Below are 21583 nucleotides of genomic sequence, written 5' to 3' on the forward strand. Positions count from 1 at the left end.
CGGGCAACCCGTCATCGATGCTTTTTTCCGCATCTATGGCATCGACATCAAAAAGGCCGGATGCCTGAACATGGTCGATTTGGAAGTGGACAGAATAGGATAAAACTTTTTTAATTATATACGTATGAACAATATGATGAAATATCAAGAGGCACTGGGTAAAGTGTCCGAAGTGTCAAATCTGCTCATCGGAGAGGCACAAAATAGTTTTAAGGTGAAATCGGAAGAGTTCATGGACGAAGTTCGAGCTTCACAATACATCAAAGTGCCGCTGGTGGGTGTGTTCAGTGCCGGAAAAAGTTCGTTGCTGAATATCTTCACCGGAAAGTCGGGCATGTTGCCCGTCGACACCATGCCCGAAACGGCCGTGGCCTATGAGTTGTATTATGGAACGACCGAAACGGTGGAACTCTATCGCGACGGAACAAAAGTGGATATCAAGCCTCTCGCCGAGATTAAAAACCTCAACACGGAATCCGGCGACATCGCAAAAGTGTATTGCACGAGCGAACCCATCAAACGCCTTCAAGAGAAAGACATCATTTTGGTAGACATGCCGGGAATAGGTTCGGGCATCAAGCGTCATGATGACGCCATTTCCCACTACATCAACAGCGGCACGGCTTTTGTTTTGCTCGTGGACGCCGAGCAAGGATCGCTTCGCGGAAGCACATTGAGCTTCATGCAGGAGCTTTCTCAATACAAAATGTATCCGGCCGTGTTGGTTTCCAAAATCGACAAAAAACCGGAAGGAGATGTCAAGGAAATTGTGGACTACATCCGCTTTCAGATGTCAAAGCTCGGCAACGAACAGCCTTTCGTCGGAACCGTATGCTCTGTAAACAACGATTTGGAGGGGCTCAACCGTTATCTTTCCGGATTAAATCCGGAGGCACTCGTGGCCGAAAAACTTGGCAAGAAGTTCAAGTATCTGGTCGGCGGAGTGATCGAACAACTGAAAATGCGCATCGCTCTGCGCAGCAAAGACATTGCCGACGTCGATGAGAAAATCAAGCAAATCGATGAGGAAATCTCCAATGTGAAGACCGAGTTGCCCACCGAAAACTGCAATGCCGACACCCCGGAGAAGTCCACACAGGATATTCTCGACAATGTTCGTTTCGCTCTCGAAGCCAAAGCCGGCGACATCGCGCAGATGATTGTCAATCGGGAAGACGAGGAGACCATCAAGGCGACCATTCTGAGCATCGTCAGGGCAGAAATGATTTCTTCGTTCAAGGACGAAAGCGATCAATACTCCTCGGCACTGGGACTTGCCGTGCAAGAGTCGATGAAAGACATGGAAGCCATTAAGCTCTCTCCCGACTTCATGAGCGATTTTTCTCCCATCATAGAGCTGTTCAAAGGCCCCATTCTTGAGCTGTTACCCGTGGCTGCTCCTTGGAAGATGTTGTTGTCTGCTTTGTTGCCTTACTTGCCGAATATTCTAAGTCGCTTGTTTGGCAAGAACGAACAGGAAGCCGTTGAGGAAGTGCGTGGCAAGGTGATTGAACTATGTGTGCAACAAGTGCTGACAAGCATTCAGCCCATGGTGCTCAAAATCACAAAAGAAAATCAACAAAGAATACAAAAGCAGATTCAGGAAGAAGTGATCTCCAAAATGGAGAAGGTGAAAGCCGGACTTCGCGAGAAAATGGCCGATGCCCACAAAAACAAAGAAGAAGTGGAGGCCGAGCTCACACAGCTGAATGCTGCCATTTCGCATCTCAATGCCGTTGTCGAAAGTGTTTAACCCCTCAAAAAAGCTGTGTCAAGACGCATGTTTTGACACAGCTTCATTGGGCTTTGTGCATTGAGTGAGACGAAAATCCGAAAAGACAACGAATCAAATTGAGATTTTCGTACGCAATACGTTTGTTTCGCCAAACCGCACACGGCTTTTACCCTATTTTATCTATTTCTCATTATGGCCTTAGCAAGAAAAACAAATCCGCAAGCAGGAAGAAATGCCGTTAAACGGCAAGTGATCAAAGTGAATCCGTATGAAAATCCGGAAAATGTGATGGAACTGATGGCAAAGATCAGTTCTGCAACGGCTTCTGCCGATATGGATCAGTTTGGGGAACGTCTCGATACAGCTTTTTGTCAAGAAATTGAAGGGATGAGTTTGTCTGATTATCTTCCACAATATCGTTCCCTATTACTAAATGGGGATTTTTTAGCTGATTTAAGGACGTTATGTAAGAACCTTTCTATTACTCTGGGAGCACACGAAAATACGAAGCATACACAGATTGTGGTGGCAGGAGGATTCTCTTCCGGAAAATCTTCTTTTCTGAATCGCCTGACCAATAGCGCTAACTTGTTACCCACGGGCGTGGAACCGGTGTCGGTGGTGAAAACCTACTTGTATTGCTCGGGCAATAATCGCTCCGTTTCCGTCAGAGGAGTTAATTTGAAAAATGTGTTGGTCGATTTGGAACCCGGTGTGTTGCAGGCGATTCAGCATGCCAAACAATCGCATGTGTTTTTGGCCTCCGTTTTGGAAAAGTTGTTTGTGGAAATTCCTTCCAAAGATTTGGATGGTTTGGTTTTCATCGACACACCGGGCTACAACAATTCGGACAGAGCCAATCAGTCCAACGGAAAAACCGACAGAGAAACGGCCATGGAGGCTTTAAGCGAAGGCAATGTGCTCTTTTGGCTGGTCGATTGTGAACGAGGCACCACGGTGGCGGACGATATAGAAATGATCAAGCAATTTGAGGGCAAGAAAGTGATTATTTTCAATAAAGCCGATAAGAAAGGAAAGCAGGAGGCGGTTCAGATTGTCAACAATGCCGCTCGCACTTTGTTGCAGGAATTTCCGGAAGATATTATCGATATTTTGGCCTTATCCACCTTGGATAATATGATTTATTATTCCTATAATAAGAAAACGATGGGACAGATCATTCAAGAGGCAAAGCAAAGCGGTAATGGGGATAATGGAAACATGTTATGGCGAAATGCCATCGAAGATATTTTTGATCAAGAAATTGGTGCTTGTGAAGTCACAATTCAAAGTCTTAAAAAAGAATATAAAGAAGAATTGCTGCCTGAGAAAGAAGAGTGTCATACTGATTATCAAAACTCCAAAGAAATTAGTGATATTCAGATTAAAGAATTGAGAGAAGTTTGTCAAGAAAGTTATACCGAAGTTTTTAATACGATGAAAAAATATGAAGATTCCAACTATTTTGCTCTTAATCAGTTTTCTGAATTTATTGGAGAGATGTATGCATGGGATAATACAGAACATACATGTTGGGAGAATACGCTGACTCCAAAAATCAATGAAGGAGCTCGGCAGAATAAATTCGGATGGAATAGATACAATGCTATCAATTATGAATATTATGAAGCAGACTATCGAAAAGAACTTGTAGATTGGTTTGAAAGTATGGAGCAGCAGAGAATAGAGTTCTTTGAAAATTCTTATAATAAAGCGTGTCAGGATTGTGAAGATAATCTCGAACGTCAACAAGCAGAAAAAGAAATGCACCAACGGATGTCGGCGTATAAAAACTTATTCATGAAGGCCCTTGATGAAGCCATTCGCACATATCAACGGCAGAATAAAGCCAAAAAGGTGTATGATGACGCATACGTGGTGCCCAATGTGTTTGAGAGCATTCAAAAAGAAGACTATAAGGCTTTCTTGCGTAGCTTTGAAAACGGAGTGGATTTGGCGGTATGCAATCCGAACGGATATTCGCCTTTGACGCTTGCCGTGCAAATGGGCAACAACGAGATGGTGAAGTTTATGCTCGACCATGATGCCGACCCCTCGATAAAAGACAGAAGAGGCTATAACGCGTTTCACACCGCTGTCGAAAACCAATATCGCGACATTTGCAAAATGCTCTTGGATGCGGATCCCGACTTGATAGCCACCAAAACGGAAAAAGGAGAAACCATCGAAGAGCTGGCGCGAAAACAAACGTTCAGCAAATGGATTGAACAAGAAATAAAAAATGCGTTCTAAACATGGATAGAAATCAACTGTTAAACCTTATTCAGAAATCCGAAACCCAACTTGCACAGCTTAAAAGGATAGACTATGACGGTCTCAAAGGAGCCGTTACGGAGTTGGAAAGTGTTTTCAAAGAGTTTAAGGAGAGCGGCGAAGAGCTGCTCTCCGAAAACAACGTATTGCAGATCGGCATTGTGGGGCAGGTGAAGGCCGGCAAGTCTTCTTTCTTGAATTCCCTCTTTTTCAACGGAGAAGACGTGTTGCCGAAGGCTTCGACCCCGATGACGGCGGGACTGACCATTCTTGAATATTCGGAAAAGAACGTTTTTGAAGTGGAATACTTCAACGAAAAAGATTGGGAGATTTTTGTCAATCAAGACGAAGAATACAAGAAACGCGAACAGGAAGTGCGTACCGAAAATCAAGGCGCGCCCGAAAGCGTGATAAAAAAAGAATTGGAGAGCAGAACTTCCGAAAAAGTGCGCTCCGCCCACGAAATGGTGTCGGCTTGCAGCAGCAAAGCCCAACAGAAGATTGGCAGTCGAAACGATAGCAAGGAGTTTTACGACATCGATGATTTGCAGAATGTGTTGGAGCAGTATGTCGGTGCAAACGGAGAATACACGTCGGTCGTGAAGAGTTTGTATATCAAGATGAACGACGAGCGACTGAAAGGCATGAAAATCGTGGATACGCCGGGAGTGAACGACCCGGTGGTGTCGCGCGAAAATCGCACGAGAACGTTTCTTCACAGTTGTCACGGAGTGTTTCTGCTGAGTGCCTCCACCGACTTCTTGGGGAGCGGAGATGTGGGATTTCTCAACAACCGCATCGGAGGCTCGGGCATCGGGGCGGTGGTTTTGCTGGCCAGTAAATTCGACTCCGTGCTGCAAGACATCGGGGCGGAAAGAGAAATGAAGCAAGAGCCTCGCGGAGATTTGGTGGACACGGTGGAAATGCAAACCAAAAAGTTTAAGAAAAGGCTTCGAGAGCTGTCGGACACGATCGACGAGAAGCTGCGCGGCAGGCTCAAACTCGATACTACGGCCGGAATAGGCTACTCCATAGCCCGCAAACCATCGTCGAAGTGGGACAACGTGGAAAAACAGGTGGTGCAACAAATGAAACGCTACTATCCCGATTATTTCTCCACGGAGGCCAATGCGAAAGAGTCGTTTGAGGGATTGGCCAATATCGCAGAGATTCGAGAAAGCTATCTCGAAAGGCTGTTCATGGAAAATAAAGAAAGCATCATCGAGGAAAAGGTCAAGGAGTTTTTTGCGAAGAACAAAGAAAACATCTCTTCGAGCATCGAACGCATCCTGACGGGATACAAAAACCGACAGGAAGAGTTGAACAAAACGTCGATTGCCGAAATCAAACGGCAAAAGGAGATGCAACGCAAATTGTTTGATGAACTGAAAGATACATTCAAAAATGTCTTCAATCAATTTGCAAGAAACTTGAACGGCAATGTGACGAGCATTGCCAATAGAGTGCGCTTCAACGACATCAGAACGATACCGACCGAGAGCATTGATGTTTCAATTACATGTAAAAGACCATGGTATAAAAAATGGCTTTCCGGTTCGGTGGATTTGGATATTGAGCAGGTGAATACCTTTGAATTGGGGCATCAAATCAGAAAATCGGTGGCAGAGTATGCAGAAGCTTGGAACACCGAATGGAGAAAGCTGTTTGATGAGACTCGAAAGGAGATGGCCGAGAAGTTGAACCGTGAGATCAGTGAATTTGAAAAGAAAATCATGAGCACCGCTTTCAAAGATTCTTATTATCGAAATCTGATCGATAGGGCTTTGGATGTGTTGCGTAATAGTAGGGAACTGGCTATCGGCGACATCATAGATGCCTATCAAAGAAGGGGAGACGATATTGCCAACAGACAATTCACCCCGTCGGGTACAGAGGATTTGAAAGAAGAACGAGTGAGATCATATTTGGCGCAACAATTAAGAGACCACAATGCCGGACTGATCAATGCGTTTAGAAATCTGGCCGATGGAATCAAGGAAGACATAAAGCAAGAAGTCAATAAGAAATGTGACGAAGCGGTGAGAGTGATAGAGGACATGAAGAAAAACTTTGCCGAAAAACTCAAAAAGGAAGGCGATGCCTATCTCGACGCACTCGAAAAAGACATGGCGGACAAAGTCGCCGTGTCGAAAAAAATGGACGACATCGTCAATTGCGTATCAGAATTATCCACTCTTTATCGATAACAACATGAAAACGAAAATTGAAAAAATAAATCTTTCCATCGAAGAAAAGAAAGAACGTCTGAAAGAGAAAGCCGGACACTACTTCTCGGCCATTATCATTCCTACGTCGACAGAGGGAAGAGTGTCATCGGAGAAAGGGGCTAATCGCCCGATTGTTTATGCTTTGTATGGATTGGCGGCGGTTGCCGGATTGGGAGCCGTGGCCTCGGAGAGTTCCGGCTCGAAGGTGTTGGGCTTGGGCTTGGCGGCGGCCGGTGCATACGGCGCATATCGATTGTCGAAAAACAACTCGCCCGAAGAAAACATCGGAAGCAAAACGCCCGAAAACAACATGACAACCGTCAAGAATGAAATCGTGACCAGAGTGAACGATGCGGTAAAAAGAACAATCGCCGAATGGGAGGAGTTCATGGAACTCAAACAAAAAGAAGTGCATGGCGCCATTGATTTTTCCGAGTTGGAAAGCTCTCGAAAAGAAGCCATGAGCTCGGCTACATTCACCTATGAAGTGATTGATATTCGCCTGATTGAATTCTCCGACATGATCAATGGCGCACAGAATGCGGCCGAAATAAAGCAGAGTATCAATGACTACAAAGCAAAGCTGTTGAAAGCCATAGAAGTGGCGGCCGATAAGCAGATTGCCCGATATGGGGCATTGTTGCGATAATGTTTGAAGCAAGACAACAACTACTACACCAGCCGAATTGTCATGGAACAAACGACATTGGAATTTTCCCACAACGCCCGCACCACCTATACGGCCATTAAGCATTTGTTTGAAACACATCGCACCGAATTTTCGGGGATGAAGTTTGACGATGATTTGTTTGTGGTCGAGGCACGGCGCGGAGCTTGGTTGTCTCCGTTCTCGGAGAAGATCAAGATGAAAGTGGTGGCCGTGAGTGAGCGGACATGCCGGGTGGTGGTCAAGTCGTCGTCTCGTTCGATTTTCAATCTGCTTAATTTCGGAGCGAACAAGGGAAATGTCAATGAACTGTGCGATTATATCAATAATGCGGTTCATAAGCTGCACCACATCACCACCGTCTTGCCGGACGGAAGGGTGAAAGATCACTCCGAAATAAGGATTGTCAGACCTGACATTCGTTTCAGATTATAGAAAAAGAGTCCGTTGCTATTCAATGCAACGGACTCTTTCTATATTGTATTTTTCCAATTCGCTTTGTCGGGTGCTGATGTAGAGCATAAATTCGTCGAAGGCCAAATAGGTGTGGCCGTTCATGAGCATGATGCCGACATCGTCGCTAATGCGGATTTGATCGAAGCCTTCAAAGGAGGATTTGGGAACTTTGAAAAATTCATCTTCGTTTTCAGAGAGGATGTAGAGATGAGTGGGGGTGATGGCGTAAAGGGCTGTTCGAAATTCGTATTCCAAATGTTCGTATGGCTTGATGATTTCGCAATCTTTGGAAAGCCATCTGTCGTAAATGTCGGTTACGGCCTTGTCGGTGCATTTGGTGAGGGAGAGGGATTGCGGCCAAACATGGGAACTCAACATCCGCTGCAAAGGAAGAACGACGGTGTCGGAATGATCGGGCATTTCCGTTTGGTACCACACTTGGTCGCTATCGCCATAGGACTGTCCCTGCATGCGGTGGGCGATGGCTTCGGGGTGTAGGATGTAGGCGATCAGACTGCCGTTGATGTGTTTGACAAGGAAAAGGGTGTAGCGGATGCCGGTCAGGCGGTTGTCGGCATCTTTGTGCCAATGGGTCATGAAATAGGTGCCGTCGTCTGCGGTGGGTTCGATTTGCCAAAAATGGGTGTAGAGGAGTTTGCCCTCACATTCGTTCCAATAGCCTTCGATGTTCAGCCCCACGCGGTTTTGTTTCAAGTAGTCTGTCATGTCGTACATATTCTCGTTTGCCGCATAGCTTTCGTGTATGTGGAGTATTTGCGAAACATGAAACAAAAGCATGATTCGGGTTTTGTGTGGCTCTTCTCTTGCCTGCGTAATGCTTGGGAACAGGTGATGAAAGAAGTGGGTGACGGCCAACTTTTCAAAGAAACTCATGACGCGCTCAAACAGACGGGGCATGTCGATGACGTCGCCGTCTTTCGATTCATAGCCGGGTATGGCTTTGAGAAGCATCAGCAGAATGAAAGGGATATGGAGGTTGTGTTCAATGATGTGACGATATAGCGTTTCTCGCTTGGGAGGAATGTTGTCGGACCGATTGGGGGGATAGCAATAGAGGATCAGTTCTTGTGCGATCTCTTCGTATGTTGTACGTCTTTGAAGTTTTTCGTGATAGAATTTCCATGCTTTTCGATAGTGCGACATCACGCTGTCGAGCCGGAGTTGGCCGTCGGTATATAGTTCGACTTCGACTTTCAAATCTCGAAAAGCGGCACGAAGTTTCTGAGGGGTGGAGAAACTGCGCTTGATGCCATTGCCATGGATAGAACGATTGTCGAGCATGGTTTCAAGCTCTTCCATGGTGTTGTAAATGAGTCTTGTGTTGGCTATGGTGGTCAGCCATTCTTCGTATCGGGGGGCTTCTTTCATCATAATGGTGCGAAGATATTTCATAAAAGGATGTCTGCGGAGGAAAAGGCAGAGCGATTGCAGTCGGTGCAAGGAAAAAGTCGTGATTTTGTATCCATATACGAAGAGGAAGTGGGAGAAACGGCAGCGCAACCTCTAAAACAGCGGCTTGACGGGTCGCGAAACATCATTCTTGCCAGATCTTCCAAGCGGCGAGAGCTTGCAAATGAAGCATTTCGAGGCCGTTTTTGATAGTGGCGCCTTGCATGCGACCGAGGGCGAGAAAGCGAGTTTCGAGAGGATTGTAGATTAAATCGTACAGAAGATGCCGATCGGTCAGTGCTTCGTAGGGGAGGGCGGGAGCTTCGGCTTCGCGAGGGTGCATGCCGAGCGGAGAGCAATTGACAATGAGGTGTACGGACGCGAAGTGAGCGGGAAGGAGTTCGGCATATTCGACAACGGGAACGGAAACACCCCCTACGTTCATTGTTTCGGCATGACGTGTGCGTGTGACGAAGGTGGGCGAAATACCCAAACGATGAAGGCCATAGACCACGGCACGCGATGCGCCTCCCGTGCCGAGAACAAAGGCACGGCGGTGGTGTGGACGGAGCAGGGGGCGGAGGCTGTCGGTGAAGCCGATGAAGTCGGAATTGAAACCGTGAAGCAGGATTTTTCCATCGGTCTTTCGCTCGACGCGCACCACATTGACAGCTCCGATGGTTTGAGCTTCGGAAGAAAGTGTGTCGAGATGGGCTATCACGGCTTGTTTGTGGGGAATGGTCACGTTGAAGCCGACGAGGTCGGGATGATCTTCGACAAAGGAGCGAAGATCATCGACGGTGGGGAGATCGAAGTTGTCGTAGCGGGCGGAGATGCCCTCTCGTTTGAACTTTTCGGAAAAGAAACCTGCCGAAAAACTATGACCGAGGGGATGGCCGATGAGTCCGTATTGAAGCATGGAGAGTGGTGTGGAGAGAAAGAAGAAAAGCCCCTGAGGGCTTGAAAAGAAATGGGTTTCCGATACCTCTTATTTGGCAGCGGTGTATAGGGTGGAGAGACCGAAGGTGAAGCGACGGAAGCGCACATCGGTATATCCTGCTTTTCGTAGAATTTCCTGCATGACTTCGCCCTGCGGAAAAGCCTCCATGGTGGCCGGAAGATAGGTGTAGGCGCGTGCGTCGTGCGATACGGTTTTTCCGACGATCGGCATGAGTATGCGCGAGTAAAAGCGGAAAAGTTGTTTCATGGGAAAACGGACGGGAGTGGTCAGTTCGATGATGACCAATCGGCCGCCGGGACGGAGCACACGGCGCATCTCTTGCAATCCGCGATCGAGATCTTCAAAATTGCGCACGCCGTAGGCCACGGTTACGGCATCGAAACTGTTGTCGGGGATGTCGAGTTGCATGCAGTCGGCTTTGCGCAGGGTGATGCGGTCGGAGAGGCCTTGTTGTTCCACCTTTTCGCGTCCGACACGCAGCATTCCCTCCGAAAGATCGACGCCGAGAATGCTGTCGAGGTTGAGGCGACGCATGGCGAGAAGGGCAAAGTCGCCTGTTCCGGTGGCGACATCGAGCAGACGTTTCGGAGCGAAAGGGCGCAGGCTGTCGATGGCGGTGCGACGCCACGAACGGTCGATGCCGAGCGAGAGGACGTGATTGAGAAAATCGTAGGAATGGGCAATGCTGTCGAACATTTGTTCGACCTGCCGGCCTTTCGCACCCTCGGGGGAGTAGGGTTTGATCTGTTCTTGCTGATAGTTCATGCGGAGGGTATTTATTCTTCGGAGAAGTCTTTGAGAATTTCGCGATAAGCACTGTAAAGGCGGGCTTGTGAAACGAAACCTACGTAGTAGCCGTCGGCATCGGTGACGGGAAGCGTTCCGGCATCGTTTTTTTGGAACTTGTCCATGATGTCCTGCATGCTGTCGTCGGTGCGGACGATGGCGTGGGGTTGTGACATCAGCCCGTTGACGGTGAAGGAATTGTAGAGCTCCGAGCGGAAGATGAGATGACGAATGTTGTTGATGTTTACTACGGCGAGCAACTTTTTGTCGGGAGAGCAAACGGCAAAGTGCAAACGTTTGCTGCTCGAAACGAGTTGGAGCATCTTGCCGAGCGTCATGTCGGGCGAGAGAATGGGGCGGCTCTTGTCGGTGACATCTTCGAGATTCATCAGTGTGAGTACGCTTTGGTCTTTGTGGTGAGTGAGCAGTTCTCCCCGCCGTGCCAAACGCATCGAATAAATGCTGTGAGGCTCGAAGGTGTGGATGACGAGATAGCTGATGGCCGATACGATCATTAAGGGTACAAGCAGGCGGTAGCCGCCGGTGAGTTCGGCAATGAGAAAAATGCCGGTCAGCGGAGCATGAAAAACGGCACTCATCACTCCTGCCATGCCGTAAAGGCAAGAGTTGGTCGGCGGAAGGGTGATGCCGAAGGGGGCGAACTGATTCCATACTTGCGAGAAAGTGTAGCCGGTGAGGCAACCCAAAAAGAGGGAAGGGGCGAACGTTCCGCCACAACCGCCGCCGCCGTTGGTGGCTGTGGCGGCAAAGACTTTCAGCAAAATGATCAGTCCGAGGTAGAGCAAAATCCACCGCTCGTGACCGTAGAACAAGGAGTTGTTCATCACATCGACGGCATCGCCGGTAGTCGTACTGTTGAGTAGGGTGGAGATAGTGCCGTAGCCTTCGCCGTATAGCGGAGGAAACAGATAGATCAAAAGTGCCAAAACCATTCCGCCCATGATCCAGCGCACATATAGATTGCCGAAGCGGGCGAAGACGCGCTCGAAGGCATTCATGACACGAGTGAAATAGAGTCCGATAAGCCCACACAATACGCCCAAAAGGATAGTGCTCGGCACGCGTTCAACGATGAAAGGATCGTTGAGCGCGATGTGAAACATGGTGCCGCTACCCGAAAGAAAGTAGCTCACGCAAGCTGCCGACGCGCAGGAAATGAGCAGTGGAACGAGGGAGGACATCGTGAGGTCGATCATCAATACTTCGATCGTGAAGACCAAACCGGCTATGGGGGCTTTGAAGATGCCTGCCACTGCCCCCGAAGCACCGCATCCGACGAGGATCATCAGTGTGCGGTGGTCGAGATCGAACCAACGCCCGATGCGGCTGCCCAAGGCGGAGCCCGTCAGAACGATAGGCGACTCCGCTCCGACCGAACCGCCGAAACCGATGGTAAGACCGGAGGCGACCATTGAAGACCAAGTGTTGTGGGAGCGCAGAAAACCTTGGTTACGCGAAAGGGCATAGAGAATTTTGGTGACGCCGTGCCCGATGTTGTCGCGGACGATGTATTTGATGAACAGGGCAGACAGCAGGATGCCGACGGCCGGATAGAGGAGATAGAGCGGATTGGAGCTGTCGACGGTGAAATTTCGGGTGAGAAACTCTTCGACGCTGTGGATGAACCATTTCAAGAGGTTGGCAGCCAGTCCGGAAGCCAATCCGACGCATAAGCTGAGCAGCAAAACAAACTGCCGTTGCGTGAGTTTTTGTTGAATGCCAAGCATGAGTGTCGGAGTTGAGGTTATTCGCGAATAATGGTGATTTCGGACGAAGACGTGAGTTTGATGATAGAGGATGCGCGCTCATTGTCCTGTTCATCGCGTCGAGAGGTGCAAACGTAGTCTGCGGCATTTTTGATTTCTTCTGAAATTTCTGCAAAGCAGCGCGGTGCGGGTTGGCCGCTGATGTTGGCCGATGTGCTGACTATGGCGCGCTTCATGCGGAAACACAGCTCTTTGGAAAACTCCTCTTTCGTCATGCGGAGGGCCGCACTACCGTCTTCGGCTTTGAGATTGGGAGCGAGATTTCGCACGTTGTCGTAAATGATGGTGAGCGGACGTTCGGCCAGCTCTATGAGATTCCATGCCACGTCGGGCACGTCGGGCACGTAGAAATCGATTTTGGCTTCGCTGTCTACAAGGCTGATGAGTGCCTTGGCATCCACACGCTGCTTGATGGCGTAGACTTTGGCAACGGCTTCGGGGTTGGTGGCGTCGCAGCCGATGCCCCAAATCGTATCGGTGGGGTAGAGAATCACACCTCCCTGTTTCATTACGGAGAGGGCTTGGCGAATATCGTCGAGTTGGTCTTTCGTCAGCATATCTGTGTTGTTGGGAATATTAAAGATGTCGGGAGGTGGATAGTTGTTCGTTCAGTCGGGTGTAGCTCCAAGCCAGCAACAGGGTGACGAGGAGGTAGAACAACACCGCTCCATAGACGAGTGTCGGCTCTTCCATGCGGAGCGCACGACAAGCCGGCAATATGGTGTAGTGGCGCACAATGGGGTGCAGAGCAAAGATTGCGGCCGAAATGGGGCCGATCCGTTGCAGCAGGCGGCGAAACTTGCCTTCACCGACGATTTGTGCAAGTGGCAGTGTGGCCATCAAAGCAAAAAGAGGAGAAAGCAGCCACAACCATACATTGAAAGCCGAAACGATAGTGAGCACCACGCCTGTCAATAGAACGGGAAGGGCTTTTACGGAAAATTCTTGTCGTGCGTAACCGATGCCGAGGGCGAAAGGAAAAAGGTGCCCCGGCGCGTTATAGCGCAGATAGGTGAGGGCTTCGACGCTTTCTCCGTTCCAAGAAAAACGAATGTCGGCTGCATAGAAGAAGACTTGGAGTGCGAGCGTTGCGAGCGTAACTCCCCAAAGCACGCCGCCCTTGCGAAAGGGGAAGAACACAAGGCGATAGAGGAGATAGCACTGCAAAATGAGCGAGAAAAACCACCAAGGCCCCATGATGAAGTGTGCGACGGGAACGAGGTTGGAAGTATAAGTCAAGAGATGAACAACCCATTTCCAATCGCGAGAAAAACCGTCTCGAAAAATTGTTTCCGTCAGTATGAAAAGCAGAATGGCGGGCACCATCAGTTTCCACAATTTTAAGGCGTGGGCGGTCATGAAACGCAAAACGGATACTTTCGGAGCTTCGTTGCGTTCATATTTCTTGACGAGGCCGTAGCCGCTGAGAAAGAGAAACAACGCCACACCATAGTGTCCGAAATGCGAAAAGAAATTGAGAACAAGGTGAGGCCGTCCGTTTTGGAGATATTCCCAATATTGCCAAATGCGGGTGGCGTCGAACGTATATTCGTTTTCGGGTACGGCCATTGGCAACCAATGACAGAAATTGTGTATCACAATCATCAGAATGGCGATGCCTTTCAAAAACGCGGTGTCGTTGCGAGATAGGGTCATTGTTGAAGATTTGTGCGCATGGCTTTGTCATAGTCTACGGTTTGTTTGATCCAACGCGTGTGGGGGCGGAATTTTTCGGAAAGCAGGTCGCGCTGTTCGTCATAGTGCGGTGAGCGAATACCGGCAAGCCCCATTAGCAGATGAGGAAGATCGTCGTGGCTGAACGGACGATCGAGAGCGCGGCGGATGCTCTGCACTACGGCCGGATGTTTCTTTCTGAAAGAAGGTGTTGTCCAGATCATGAAGGGAATTTCATATTCGTATCGCAACACCTCGGCTTGGGGAGTCGGAGTATGATTGCGACCGTAGATGCCGCTTTCTCCGTCATACACCTCTTCGCCGTGATCCGAGAAATAGAGCACGATGGCATCTTCGTTTTTGAAATGAGTGAAGATGCTCGCTATCACTTCGTCGTTGTAACGGGTGGCGTTGTCGTAGTGTGCCACGATTTGCCGTTGTTCTTCGGTCAGGTCGGAACGTTGGATGTCGGCCGTCGTAAAGCGGGTTTTCTCTCCGGGGTACCTCCGGTGGTATTCCATGTGTTGCCCATAGAGGTGGAGAAGATAAAGGTTGCGCTCTCCGGGTTGAAAGCGTTGAAGCAATTTAGTGATTTCGGCTTCGGAGCGGCTTCGGAAACGGTTGCGAAAATCGAAACACAAGCTGTCCATGCGCTCGTCGTTGAGGAAGAATGAACCATTGAAATCTATCGAACCTTGTGCGGCCGACCGATAAAACTGATTGGTGACAAAAGCTACTTTATAGCCCGCACGACGAAAGAGCGTCGGAAACAACACACCGTCCGCCCACGTGCCGGGCTGATCGCCGCTGTGGGTGGAAAGGAACGACTTGAAACAGTTGCTCGTCAGGTTCCACGGCGTGACTACATCGGTAAAGACATGGAGCGTTCCTTTTGATTTCAAACGGGCGAGATTGGGGGTCGTTTCGAGCGGATAACCATATATCTGCGCATGATGCTTGTTGTAGCTTTCTCCAATGATCACAACGATGTTCGGGCAGGTTGCCGTGCAGGCGTCGACTTGCAGTGTGCCCATTCGTGACATCAGATTTTCCGTTTCTTGTCGGGCGATGTTCAAGAAATGTGTGGCGTGTATCAAACGATAGAACGAAGTGAAGAAAATGTATTCCGGAAAATCCTCGGCCTGTCGCGTATGCGTATTTCCGAAAAACTCGATCATCTTCTGCTTCTCTCCCCACCATGCACGGCCGTTGGCGGTTATCAATGCGAGCACCAAAACCGAGAGTCCGGCCCGCTTAATGCCGTTTGCCGCCCAATGTGCCTTGTGCAGATCTCGAAAGAATACCTTTGCACCACGACGAAACGCTTTTCCGCCTCGAATTCCGAGCAAAACATTGAGTACGAAAATCGACGAGAAAATACCCAGTGATTTCCAAAACTCTTTGCTCGTCCGACAAATGCCGAGAAACTCTCCGGCTTCGTTGCCGTTCGTTTCCAAGAGCAGATTGAGCATACTCGGGGAAAAGGTCAGCCGAAAGCGCATAAACAGAAAGCATTCCACGACGGCAAGCAGATAGGCGACGGTGTAAACGCCGTATTTGAACGGAACGCCTATTTTCTTGGGTAATAAGCAGAAAATGAGGCAAAGCACATAGAGGTCAATGCTCAGTTGGAATGCGTAAAAAGTGTGTTCGCTTCCCGGTCGTCCGATGATGAGGCAGGTGCTGACGGCCAATCCCGTCAGCACACAGAAGAACAGCCCGTGTCGCGACAATGGGACACCGAGCCATAGGAGATATTGCCAAATTTTACGAAAGAAGAGCAACATAAGTTTGTTTGGACTGCCGGCGGCGGTATGAATGTTTGGGGCAAAATTACGGCTTTCGGCGCAGGTCACAAAAAGATATGCCTTTTTTTCGCGACCGTGTCATAAAGAGCAGTCCGAAGCAGGGCGGCTTCGGACTATTTTCGTATTTCGTCACACTCGGTCGGAGGCTCATCGGTTGCCGCCTACAATTCCGCCTCTTTGAGCCGTTCGGCGTTTTCTGCCACAATGAGGTGGTCGATGCAGTCTTGAATGTCGCCGTCCATGAAAGCGGAAAGGTTGTAGATCGTGTAGTTGATGCGATGATCGGTGATGCGTCCTTGCGGATAGTTGTAGGTGCGGATCTTGGCCGATCGGTCGCCCGAGGAAACAAGCGTTTTGCGGCGCGAAGCAATGTCGTCCACATATTTTTGGTGTTCTTTGTCGTAGATAAACGTGCGGAGGCGAGCCAAGGCGCGTTCTTTGTTCTTGGGTTGGTCGCGTGTTTCGGTACATTCGATCAGTATTTCCTCCACCGCTCCCGTGTTGGGATTTTTCCAGTTGTAGCGCAGACGTACTCCCGACTCCACTTTGTTGACGTTCTGACCGCCGGCACCCGATGAGCGAAAGGTGTCCCATTTTATTTCGCCCTCGTTGATGATCACGTCGAAGGCTTCCGCTTCGGGGAGCACGGCCACCGTGGCCGCGGAGGTGTGTACGCGCCCTTGTGTTTCGGTGGCCGGAACGCGTTGCACGCGGTGTACGCCGCTCTCATATTTCAGCGTGCCGTAAACGTCGTCGCCCGTCACCGAACAAACTATTTCCTTAAATCCGCCGGACGCTCCCTCCGATGCACTCGAAACTTCGAGTCGCCAGCCTTTTGTCTCGCAGTATTTGGCATACATGCGGAAAAGGTCGCCGGCAAAAAGAGCTGCTTCGTCGCCACCCGTTCCGCCGCGAATTTCGAGAATGGCATTTTTGCTGTCTTCGGGGTCTTTGGGGACGAGCATCAGTTTGATTTCTTCTTCCAGTTCGGGAATGCGCCGCTCGCACACTGCGACTTCCTCGCGCGCCATTTCTTTCATTTCGGCATCGTCTTCGGTCATGAGTATGCTTTTGCTCTCTGACAGATTGCCGAGCAGATTGGCATATTCTTGGCGTGCCGCCATGAGTTCTTCGAGTTCTTTGTATTCTTTGGTCAGGCGAACGTAGCGTTGTTGGTCGGCAATGACGTTGGGGTCGGTGATGAGGGTCGATACTTCTTCAAAACGTGCGACGAGGCCGTCGAGTTTTTCAAGGAGCGAAGTTGTTTCTGACATAAGTAAATAATAATTATCCGGGGGTGAATGGAAGATAAGGGAAGAGTATGGATCAGGACAACAGTTTCAAGTATGCTTGCAATGCTTCTATCTCTTTTTCTGCGACTAATTGCCGGAAGGATTGAGAATGGGCTTTTGTGTGGCTTTCTTCGAGCGCGGTGTAATAGCGCAAGCGGTGGTCAAGGTCGCCTTTTATATTGACAATCACGTAGCCCCGACGCAGCAGGTAGAGGTTCATCAGCAAGCGCGAAGTACGTCCGTTGCCATCGACAAAGGGATGAATATTCACCAGCCTTTCGTGGAGGAAAGCCGCCAATAGCACCGGATGCTCCCCCTCATTTTCTCGACGTTCGAACTCGTTGATGAAATGCTCCATTTCTTCGGCGATCATAAAAGGGGGAGGAGGGGTGTGCCGACTCCCTGATATGAGCACCGGCACCGTTCGCCAACGTCCGGCGTTTGCACGGTCAATGCCACGCAGGATGAGGGCATGGATTTGCAGAATGAGTTGTTGAGTTACGGGGAGTTCTTGTCGTGCAATCTCTTTGATGAAGGCTATCGCCTCGAAGTGGTTGATGGCTTCAAGATGCTCGCGCATCGATTTCCCGCCAATGGTCAGACCTTCTTCTACGACCAAAGCCGTTTCCTGCAACGTAAGCGTATTGCCTTCTATCCGATTGCTCTCGAAAGTGTAGGCAATGTCGAGTGCTTGTTGCACCTTTGCGAGTGCAGCAGGAGAAAAGGGGCGATGCCCGCTCAACTGTGTGCGGAGTGCATCAGCCTTTTCCAACAGCTGTTGTAGATAGACATTCATTCTAAAAAGAGATAACAAAAAGTATCCTTCTTTCTTTTAATACTCAAACTCTCCAAATTCGCTCTTGATCGTCAGGCTGCGCTTGCCCTCTTCGACGCGCCCCACGATTTGGGCGTCGATATTGAACGAACGAGAAATTTCGATGACGCGTTCGGCGTGTTCGGGAGCGAGGTAGATTTCGAGGCGGTGTCCCATGTTGAACACTTTGTACATCTCTGCCCAATCCGTTCCGCTCTGTTCGGCAATGGCGCGGAAGAGAGGAGGGACGGGAAACATGTTGTCTTTGACCACGCGGCAGTTGTCCGACACGAAGTGCAACACCTTTGTTTGTGCGCCTCCCGTGCAGTGTACCATGCCGTGAATGTCGGGACGAAGTTCGTCGAGCAGGCGTTTCACGACGGGGGCATAAGTGCGTGTGGGCGACAACACGAGCCGTCCCGCATCGATGGGCGAGCCCTCCACGGCGTCGGTCAGCTTGTAGGCACCTCCGTACACCAATTCTTCGGGCACGGCGTGGTCGTAGCTTTCGGGATATTTTTCGGCAAGATATTTGGCGAAAACATCGTGGCGTGCCGAGGTCAGACCGTTGCTGCCCATGCCGCCGTTGTAGCTTTTTTCGTAAGAGGCTTGTCCGCTCGACGAGAGCCCCACGATCACGTCGCCGGGGCGGATGTTGGCGTTGTCGATAACGTCGCTGCGCTTCATGCGACAAGTCACGGTGCTATCCACGATGATCGTGCGCACCAAGTCGCCCACGTCGGCCGTTTCGCCCCCCGTGCCGTAGATGCCGATGCCCATGTCGCGCATTTGGGCGAGGAGTTCGTCCGTGCCGTTGATGATGGCACTGATGACTTCGCCGGGAATGAGCATCTTGTTTCGGCCGATGGTCGAGCTGACCAAAATGTTGTCTACCGCCCCGACGCAGAGCAGGTCGTCGGTGTTCATGATGAGCGCGTCTTGCGCAATGCCTTTCCACACAGACAGGTCGCCAGTTTCTTTCCAATACATATAGGCAAGGCTCGACTTCGTGCCTGCTCCGTCGGCGTGCATGATGTTGCAATATTCGGGATCGCCGCCGAGAATGTCGGGAATGATTTTGCAGAAAGCCTGCGGAAAGATGCCTTTGTCAATGTTTTTGATGGCGGCATGCACATCTTCTTTCATGGCGCTTACGCCGCGCATCATGTATCGTTGATTTTTGTCCATGGGGGAGGGGAATAGGGTGCGGTATTTAGAATTGAACGGAGGGTGCGTTTTGCGCTTCTTGCGAAGCCTCGAAGCCGGTTTTCTTCTCAAAGCCGAACATGGCCGAGAGAATGTTCATCGGAAACGAACGCACCGTTACGTTATACGTCTGAACGGCGGCATTGTAGAGCTTGCGGCTTTCGTTGATGCGGTTTTCCGTGCCTTCGAGCTGTGCTTGGAGTTCGGAGAAGTTTTGATTGGCTTTGAGATCGGGGTAGTTTTCGGTGATGGCGAGCAGTTTGCCGAGAGCTTGCGAGAGTTCGCCTTGCGCGCTTTGGTAGGCTGCGAGTTGTTGAGGCGTGGCTTTTGTCGGATCAACGGTGATTTGTGTGGCCTTGGCGCGGGCTGCCACCACCCCTTGCAGGGTTTCGCTTTCGTGCTTGGCATAGCCCTTCACCGTGCTGACGAGATTGGGAATGAGATCGGCACGACGTTGATAACTGCTTTGGAGGTCAGACCAAGTGTTGTTTACCGTTTCTTCCTGACTGACAAGGACGTTGTACTTGGACACGGCACAGCCTCCGAGAGAAAGAATGCCGACAACTACTACGAGCAGCATGATGAGCGATTTGGAAAGTTTCATGTTGATGGGTGTTTAAGTGTGTGCGAATGAGTGGAAATGCGAATGAATGCCGAAAAGGAAATCGAAGACGTCGGGTCTGGGGGAATCGAAGGCTAAAATCGTCCGCCCGATCCGCCTCCGCCGAAACTTCCTCCCCCGAATGAACCTCCTCCGAAAGCCCCTCCTCCGGAGTGGCGACCGCCGCGCATCATGCCGGCGAGAAGGGCACCGGTGAGCAAAGCCGCTCCGCCGTTGAAGTCATCGTTGTCTTCGTGGCGATCGGTTTGGACGTGTCCGCAGGCCGAACACCGGTAGATCGTTTCATAGACTCGTATGCGACCTTTGCCTCTTTGGGCGTGATAGTTGCGATGGCTGTGCCACCGCAACTCTTTTTGCCCGCATTTCGGACAAAGGCGAGGCTGCTTTTTGAGGCGTCGGGAATGACGGGCGATGCTCAGCAGGAGCAGCAGGAAAACCACCATTGCCGCTACGAAAATCCAAATTCCGCTCCCGTCGTTGGGCTTCTTTGAAGCTTTGGTCAGTGTGTCGTCGCCGCGGCATACTCTGTCTATGGTCGCAATGGCTTCGACCATGGCCTTGTCCCAATCCTCGCGTTTGAGATGTGGCACAAACACGCGGTCTTCTATGCGTTGTATGATGGCGTCGGGCAGGGTGGCTTCGAGGCCGTTTCCGGTGAGAAACTGATAAGAACGATCTCCCGTGGCCAGCACGACAACCAGCCCCGTGCGTTTCTCCTTGCTGCCGACACCATACTTTCTCGCCATGGTCATGGCAAAGTCATAGGGGGTGTCGCCCTCCAACTTGTCCAAAACTATGACGAGTGTCTGCACCCCTTTGTCGCGTTCGAGTGCAAAGAGGATGCGGTCGATGGAGTCTGCGGCTGCCGTCGACAGAATGTTTTCGGGATTGCTCACATAGCGGCGTGCGTCCTGCAAATAGGGCACGGGCACTTCTTCGGGCTTCCATATTCGGGCATAGCTTTGTGTGCCGAGTAGCACCACGGCCAAGAAGACCAATAGCCGGTGTTTGGCAAAAAAGAGGGTGACTTGCCGATACATCTATTGAGTTTTGAAAGCAAAGATACGCACACTTCTCCGAACAAACAAAATTAACCAAAGTTTTTGCACTTCGTTTTGAGTACAGTACTTTCACGCTGTGAAGTATACCAAGGAGTTGGTTGCATTTAGGTAAGACGTAGAAATGTCGCCCTCTGAGGTAGGCGCGCTTACATGGCTTGTAGTATTAAACCGCTCTTGGTTTATCGTGTTTGTTTCTTTCGCGCGTATGTGCGCGCGCATTTCCCTTATATTCGTATTTTGCCTTCACTGCCTCCGCTTTTTGGAGTAAATTTTTGAAAATCAAGTTGTTCCGGTGAAGGCAAGTGAAGGCAAAAAGAAATTTTGTTTTCTAAGGTGATGGTAGTCAGTGCGTTGTGTCGATTTTCTCCTTTCATCTCCTCGAAAATGGGTGTTTTTCACGGCATGAGGTGAAGGCAGGTGAAAGCAAAACGAGGGTTTTGCTTTCACTGCATTGGTTTGGTTTTCAAATGGTTGATTTTTTCTCGGAGGTTTTGCCTTCACTTTGCCTTCGCACGAAACTTGCAGATACACAGCTATATATGCGATTTAGCGGAGGCAAAACGAGAAAAACATAAATTCCCGGTATGAAACAGAGAGAAACAGAGGGATTTTGGTCGTTTCGGAGAGTTTTCGCCGGAAGAAAAAGAGAGAGGGATTTTTGTATGAACCGAAAGCGGAGGAAAGCTGTTTGGGAGACATCGTTATCCATGCGCCAATACTTTGGGGTTATTAACATGTGTATTTGTCGTCGAACGACCTCTGATCTTCTTCCTTTTTCTTCTATTTTTAACGTATGAAGGGC

18 protein-coding genes are annotated in these 21583 nt (G+C 49.9%); 6 read left to right on the forward strand and 12 right to left on the reverse strand.

Going from position 1 to position 21583, the window contains the following annotated elements:
- The first annotated feature begins 13 nt into the window (after positions 1-13).
- The 6 genes from EII14_RS09470 (at position 14) to EII14_RS05105 (ending at position 7339) form a co-directional block, all read left to right on the forward strand.
- Positions 14-103, forward strand: coding sequence for a DUF6140 family protein (locus EII14_RS09470; protein WP_255422101.1), 90 nt, complete (start codon positions 14-16; stop codon positions 101-103).
- Positions 104-133: 30 nt separating this feature from the next.
- Complete coding sequence (locus tag EII14_RS05085) at positions 134-1753, forward strand: dynamin family protein (protein ID WP_158608331.1); 1620 nt, start codon at positions 134-136, stop codon at positions 1751-1753.
- Positions 1754-1927: 174 nt separating this feature from the next.
- Complete coding sequence (locus EII14_RS05090) at positions 1928-3988, forward strand: dynamin family protein (protein ID WP_124931482.1); 2061 nt, start codon at positions 1928-1930, stop codon at positions 3986-3988.
- A 2-nt stretch (positions 3989-3990) separates the two neighbouring features.
- Positions 3991-6216 (forward strand): dynamin family protein, encoded by a 2226-nt coding sequence (locus EII14_RS05095; RefSeq protein ID WP_124931483.1) that lies wholly within the window; start codon positions 3991-3993, stop codon positions 6214-6216.
- Between the two features lie 4 nt (positions 6217-6220).
- A complete protein-coding gene (locus tag EII14_RS05100) occupies positions 6221-6886 on the forward strand; it encodes a hypothetical protein (RefSeq protein ID WP_124931484.1) in 666 nt (221 codons plus the stop codon).
- Positions 6887-6928: 42 nt separating this feature from the next.
- Complete coding sequence (locus EII14_RS05105; protein ID WP_124931485.1) at positions 6929-7339, forward strand: hypothetical protein; 411 nt, start codon at positions 6929-6931, stop codon at positions 7337-7339.
- Positions 7340-7354: 15 nt separating this feature from the next.
- Here the strand turns inward: EII14_RS05105 and EII14_RS05110 are convergent, their stop codons facing one another.
- The 12 genes from EII14_RS05110 to EII14_RS05165 form a co-directional block, all read right to left on the reverse strand.
- On the reverse strand, positions 7355-8773 hold the full coding sequence (locus EII14_RS05110; protein WP_124931486.1) for a hypothetical protein: 1419 nt from the start codon (positions 8771-8773) through the stop codon (positions 7355-7357).
- A gap of 142 nt (positions 8774-8915) precedes the next feature.
- Positions 8916-9689 carry a shikimate dehydrogenase gene (locus tag EII14_RS05115; RefSeq protein WP_124931487.1) on the reverse strand — a complete coding sequence of 258 codons (774 nt, stop codon included), beginning with the start codon at positions 9687-9689 and terminating at the stop codon, positions 8916-8918.
- A 69-nt stretch (positions 9690-9758) separates the two neighbouring features.
- On the reverse strand, positions 9759-10496 hold the full coding sequence (gene ubiE / locus EII14_RS05120) for a bifunctional demethylmenaquinone methyltransferase/2-methoxy-6-polyprenyl-1,4-benzoquinol methylase UbiE (protein ID WP_124931488.1): 738 nt from the start codon (positions 10494-10496) through the stop codon (positions 9759-9761).
- Between the two features lie 11 nt (positions 10497-10507).
- Positions 10508-12265 (reverse strand): chloride channel protein, encoded by a 1758-nt coding sequence (locus tag EII14_RS05125; protein ID WP_124931489.1) that lies wholly within the window; start codon positions 12263-12265, stop codon positions 10508-10510.
- A gap of 17 nt (positions 12266-12282) precedes the next feature.
- Positions 12283-12858 (reverse strand): L-threonylcarbamoyladenylate synthase, encoded by a 576-nt coding sequence (locus tag EII14_RS05130; protein ID WP_370241974.1) that lies wholly within the window; start codon positions 12856-12858, stop codon positions 12283-12285.
- 22 nt (positions 12859-12880) lie between these two features.
- Positions 12881-13960 carry an acyltransferase gene (locus EII14_RS05135; RefSeq protein ID WP_124931491.1) on the reverse strand — a complete coding sequence of 360 codons (1080 nt, stop codon included), beginning with the start codon at positions 13958-13960 and terminating at the stop codon, positions 12881-12883.
- On the reverse strand, positions 13957-15765 hold the full coding sequence (locus EII14_RS05140; RefSeq protein WP_124931492.1) for a phosphoethanolamine transferase: 1809 nt from the start codon (positions 15763-15765) through the stop codon (positions 13957-13959). Before EII14_RS05140 ends, EII14_RS05135 begins: the two co-directional genes overlap by 4 nt.
- 182 nt (positions 15766-15947) lie before the next feature.
- Positions 15948-17060 carry a peptide chain release factor 1 gene (prfA, locus tag EII14_RS05145; RefSeq protein ID WP_124931493.1) on the reverse strand — a complete coding sequence of 371 codons (1113 nt, stop codon included), beginning with the start codon at positions 17058-17060 and terminating at the stop codon, positions 15948-15950.
- A 52-nt stretch (positions 17061-17112) separates the two neighbouring features.
- The gene (locus EII14_RS05150) at positions 17113-17874 is read right to left on the reverse strand and encodes a Fic family protein (protein ID WP_124931494.1); all 762 of its coding nucleotides are present in this window, start codon (positions 17872-17874) and stop codon (positions 17113-17115) included.
- Positions 17875-17910: 36 nt separating this feature from the next.
- On the reverse strand, positions 17911-19080 hold the full coding sequence (locus EII14_RS05155; protein ID WP_124931495.1) for an AIR synthase-related protein: 1170 nt from the start codon (positions 19078-19080) through the stop codon (positions 17911-17913).
- Positions 19081-19105: 25 nt separating this feature from the next.
- Complete coding sequence (locus EII14_RS05160) at positions 19106-19702, reverse strand: LemA family protein (RefSeq protein WP_124931496.1); 597 nt, start codon at positions 19700-19702, stop codon at positions 19106-19108.
- Positions 19703-19794: 92 nt separating this feature from the next.
- A complete protein-coding gene (locus EII14_RS05165) occupies positions 19795-20760 on the reverse strand; it encodes a YgcG family protein (RefSeq protein ID WP_124931497.1) in 966 nt (321 codons plus the stop codon).
- Positions 20761-21583 lie beyond the last annotated feature (823 nt).

It is taken from the genome of Alloprevotella sp. OH1205_COT-284 (assembly GCF_003859795.1).
In the GTDB taxonomy this organism is placed as follows: domain Bacteria; phylum Bacteroidota; class Bacteroidia; order Bacteroidales; family Bacteroidaceae; genus Alloprevotella.

Bases quoted from the DNA above. Each gene is read 5' to 3' on its own strand.
- EII14_RS05085 (WP_158608331.1), top strand. From the start codon at position 134: ATGATGAAATATCAAGAGGCACTGGGTAAAGTGTCCGAAGTGTCAAAT.
- EII14_RS05090 (WP_124931482.1), top strand. From the start codon at position 1,928: ATGGCCTTAGCAAGAAAAACAAATCCGCAAGCAGGAAGAAATGCCGTT.
- EII14_RS05095 (WP_124931483.1), top strand. From the start codon at position 3,991: ATGGATAGAAATCAACTGTTAAACCTTATTCAGAAATCCGAAACCCAA.
- EII14_RS05100 (WP_124931484.1), top strand. From the start codon at position 6,221: ATGAAAACGAAAATTGAAAAAATAAATCTTTCCATCGAAGAAAAGAAA.
- EII14_RS05105 (WP_124931485.1), top strand. From the start codon at position 6,929: ATGGAACAAACGACATTGGAATTTTCCCACAACGCCCGCACCACCTAT.
- EII14_RS05110 (WP_124931486.1), bottom strand. From the start codon at position 8,773: ATGAAATATCTTCGCACCATTATGATGAAAGAAGCCCCCCGATACGAA.
- EII14_RS05115 (WP_124931487.1), bottom strand. From the start codon at position 9,689: ATGCTTCAATACGGACTCATCGGCCATCCCCTCGGTCATAGTTTTTCG.
- ubiE (WP_124931488.1), bottom strand. From the start codon at position 10,496: ATGAACTATCAGCAAGAACAGATCAAACCCTACTCCCCCGAGGGTGCG.
- EII14_RS05125 (WP_124931489.1), bottom strand. From the start codon at position 12,265: ATGCTTGGCATTCAACAAAAACTCACGCAACGGCAGTTTGTTTTGCTG.
- EII14_RS05135 (WP_124931491.1), bottom strand. From the start codon at position 13,960: ATGACCCTATCTCGCAACGACACCGCGTTTTTGAAAGGCATCGCCATT.
- EII14_RS05140 (WP_124931492.1), bottom strand. From the start codon at position 15,765: ATGTTGCTCTTCTTTCGTAAAATTTGGCAATATCTCCTATGGCTCGGT.
- prfA (WP_124931493.1), bottom strand. From the start codon at position 17,060: ATGTCAGAAACAACTTCGCTCCTTGAAAAACTCGACGGCCTCGTCGCA.
- EII14_RS05150 (WP_124931494.1), bottom strand. From the start codon at position 17,874: ATGAATGTCTATCTACAACAGCTGTTGGAAAAGGCTGATGCACTCCGC.
- EII14_RS05155 (WP_124931495.1), bottom strand. From the start codon at position 19,080: ATGGACAAAAATCAACGATACATGATGCGCGGCGTAAGCGCCATGAAA.
- EII14_RS05160 (WP_124931496.1), bottom strand. From the start codon at position 19,702: ATGAAACTTTCCAAATCGCTCATCATGCTGCTCGTAGTAGTTGTCGGC.
- EII14_RS05165 (WP_124931497.1), bottom strand. From the start codon at position 20,760: ATGTATCGGCAAGTCACCCTCTTTTTTGCCAAACACCGGCTATTGGTC.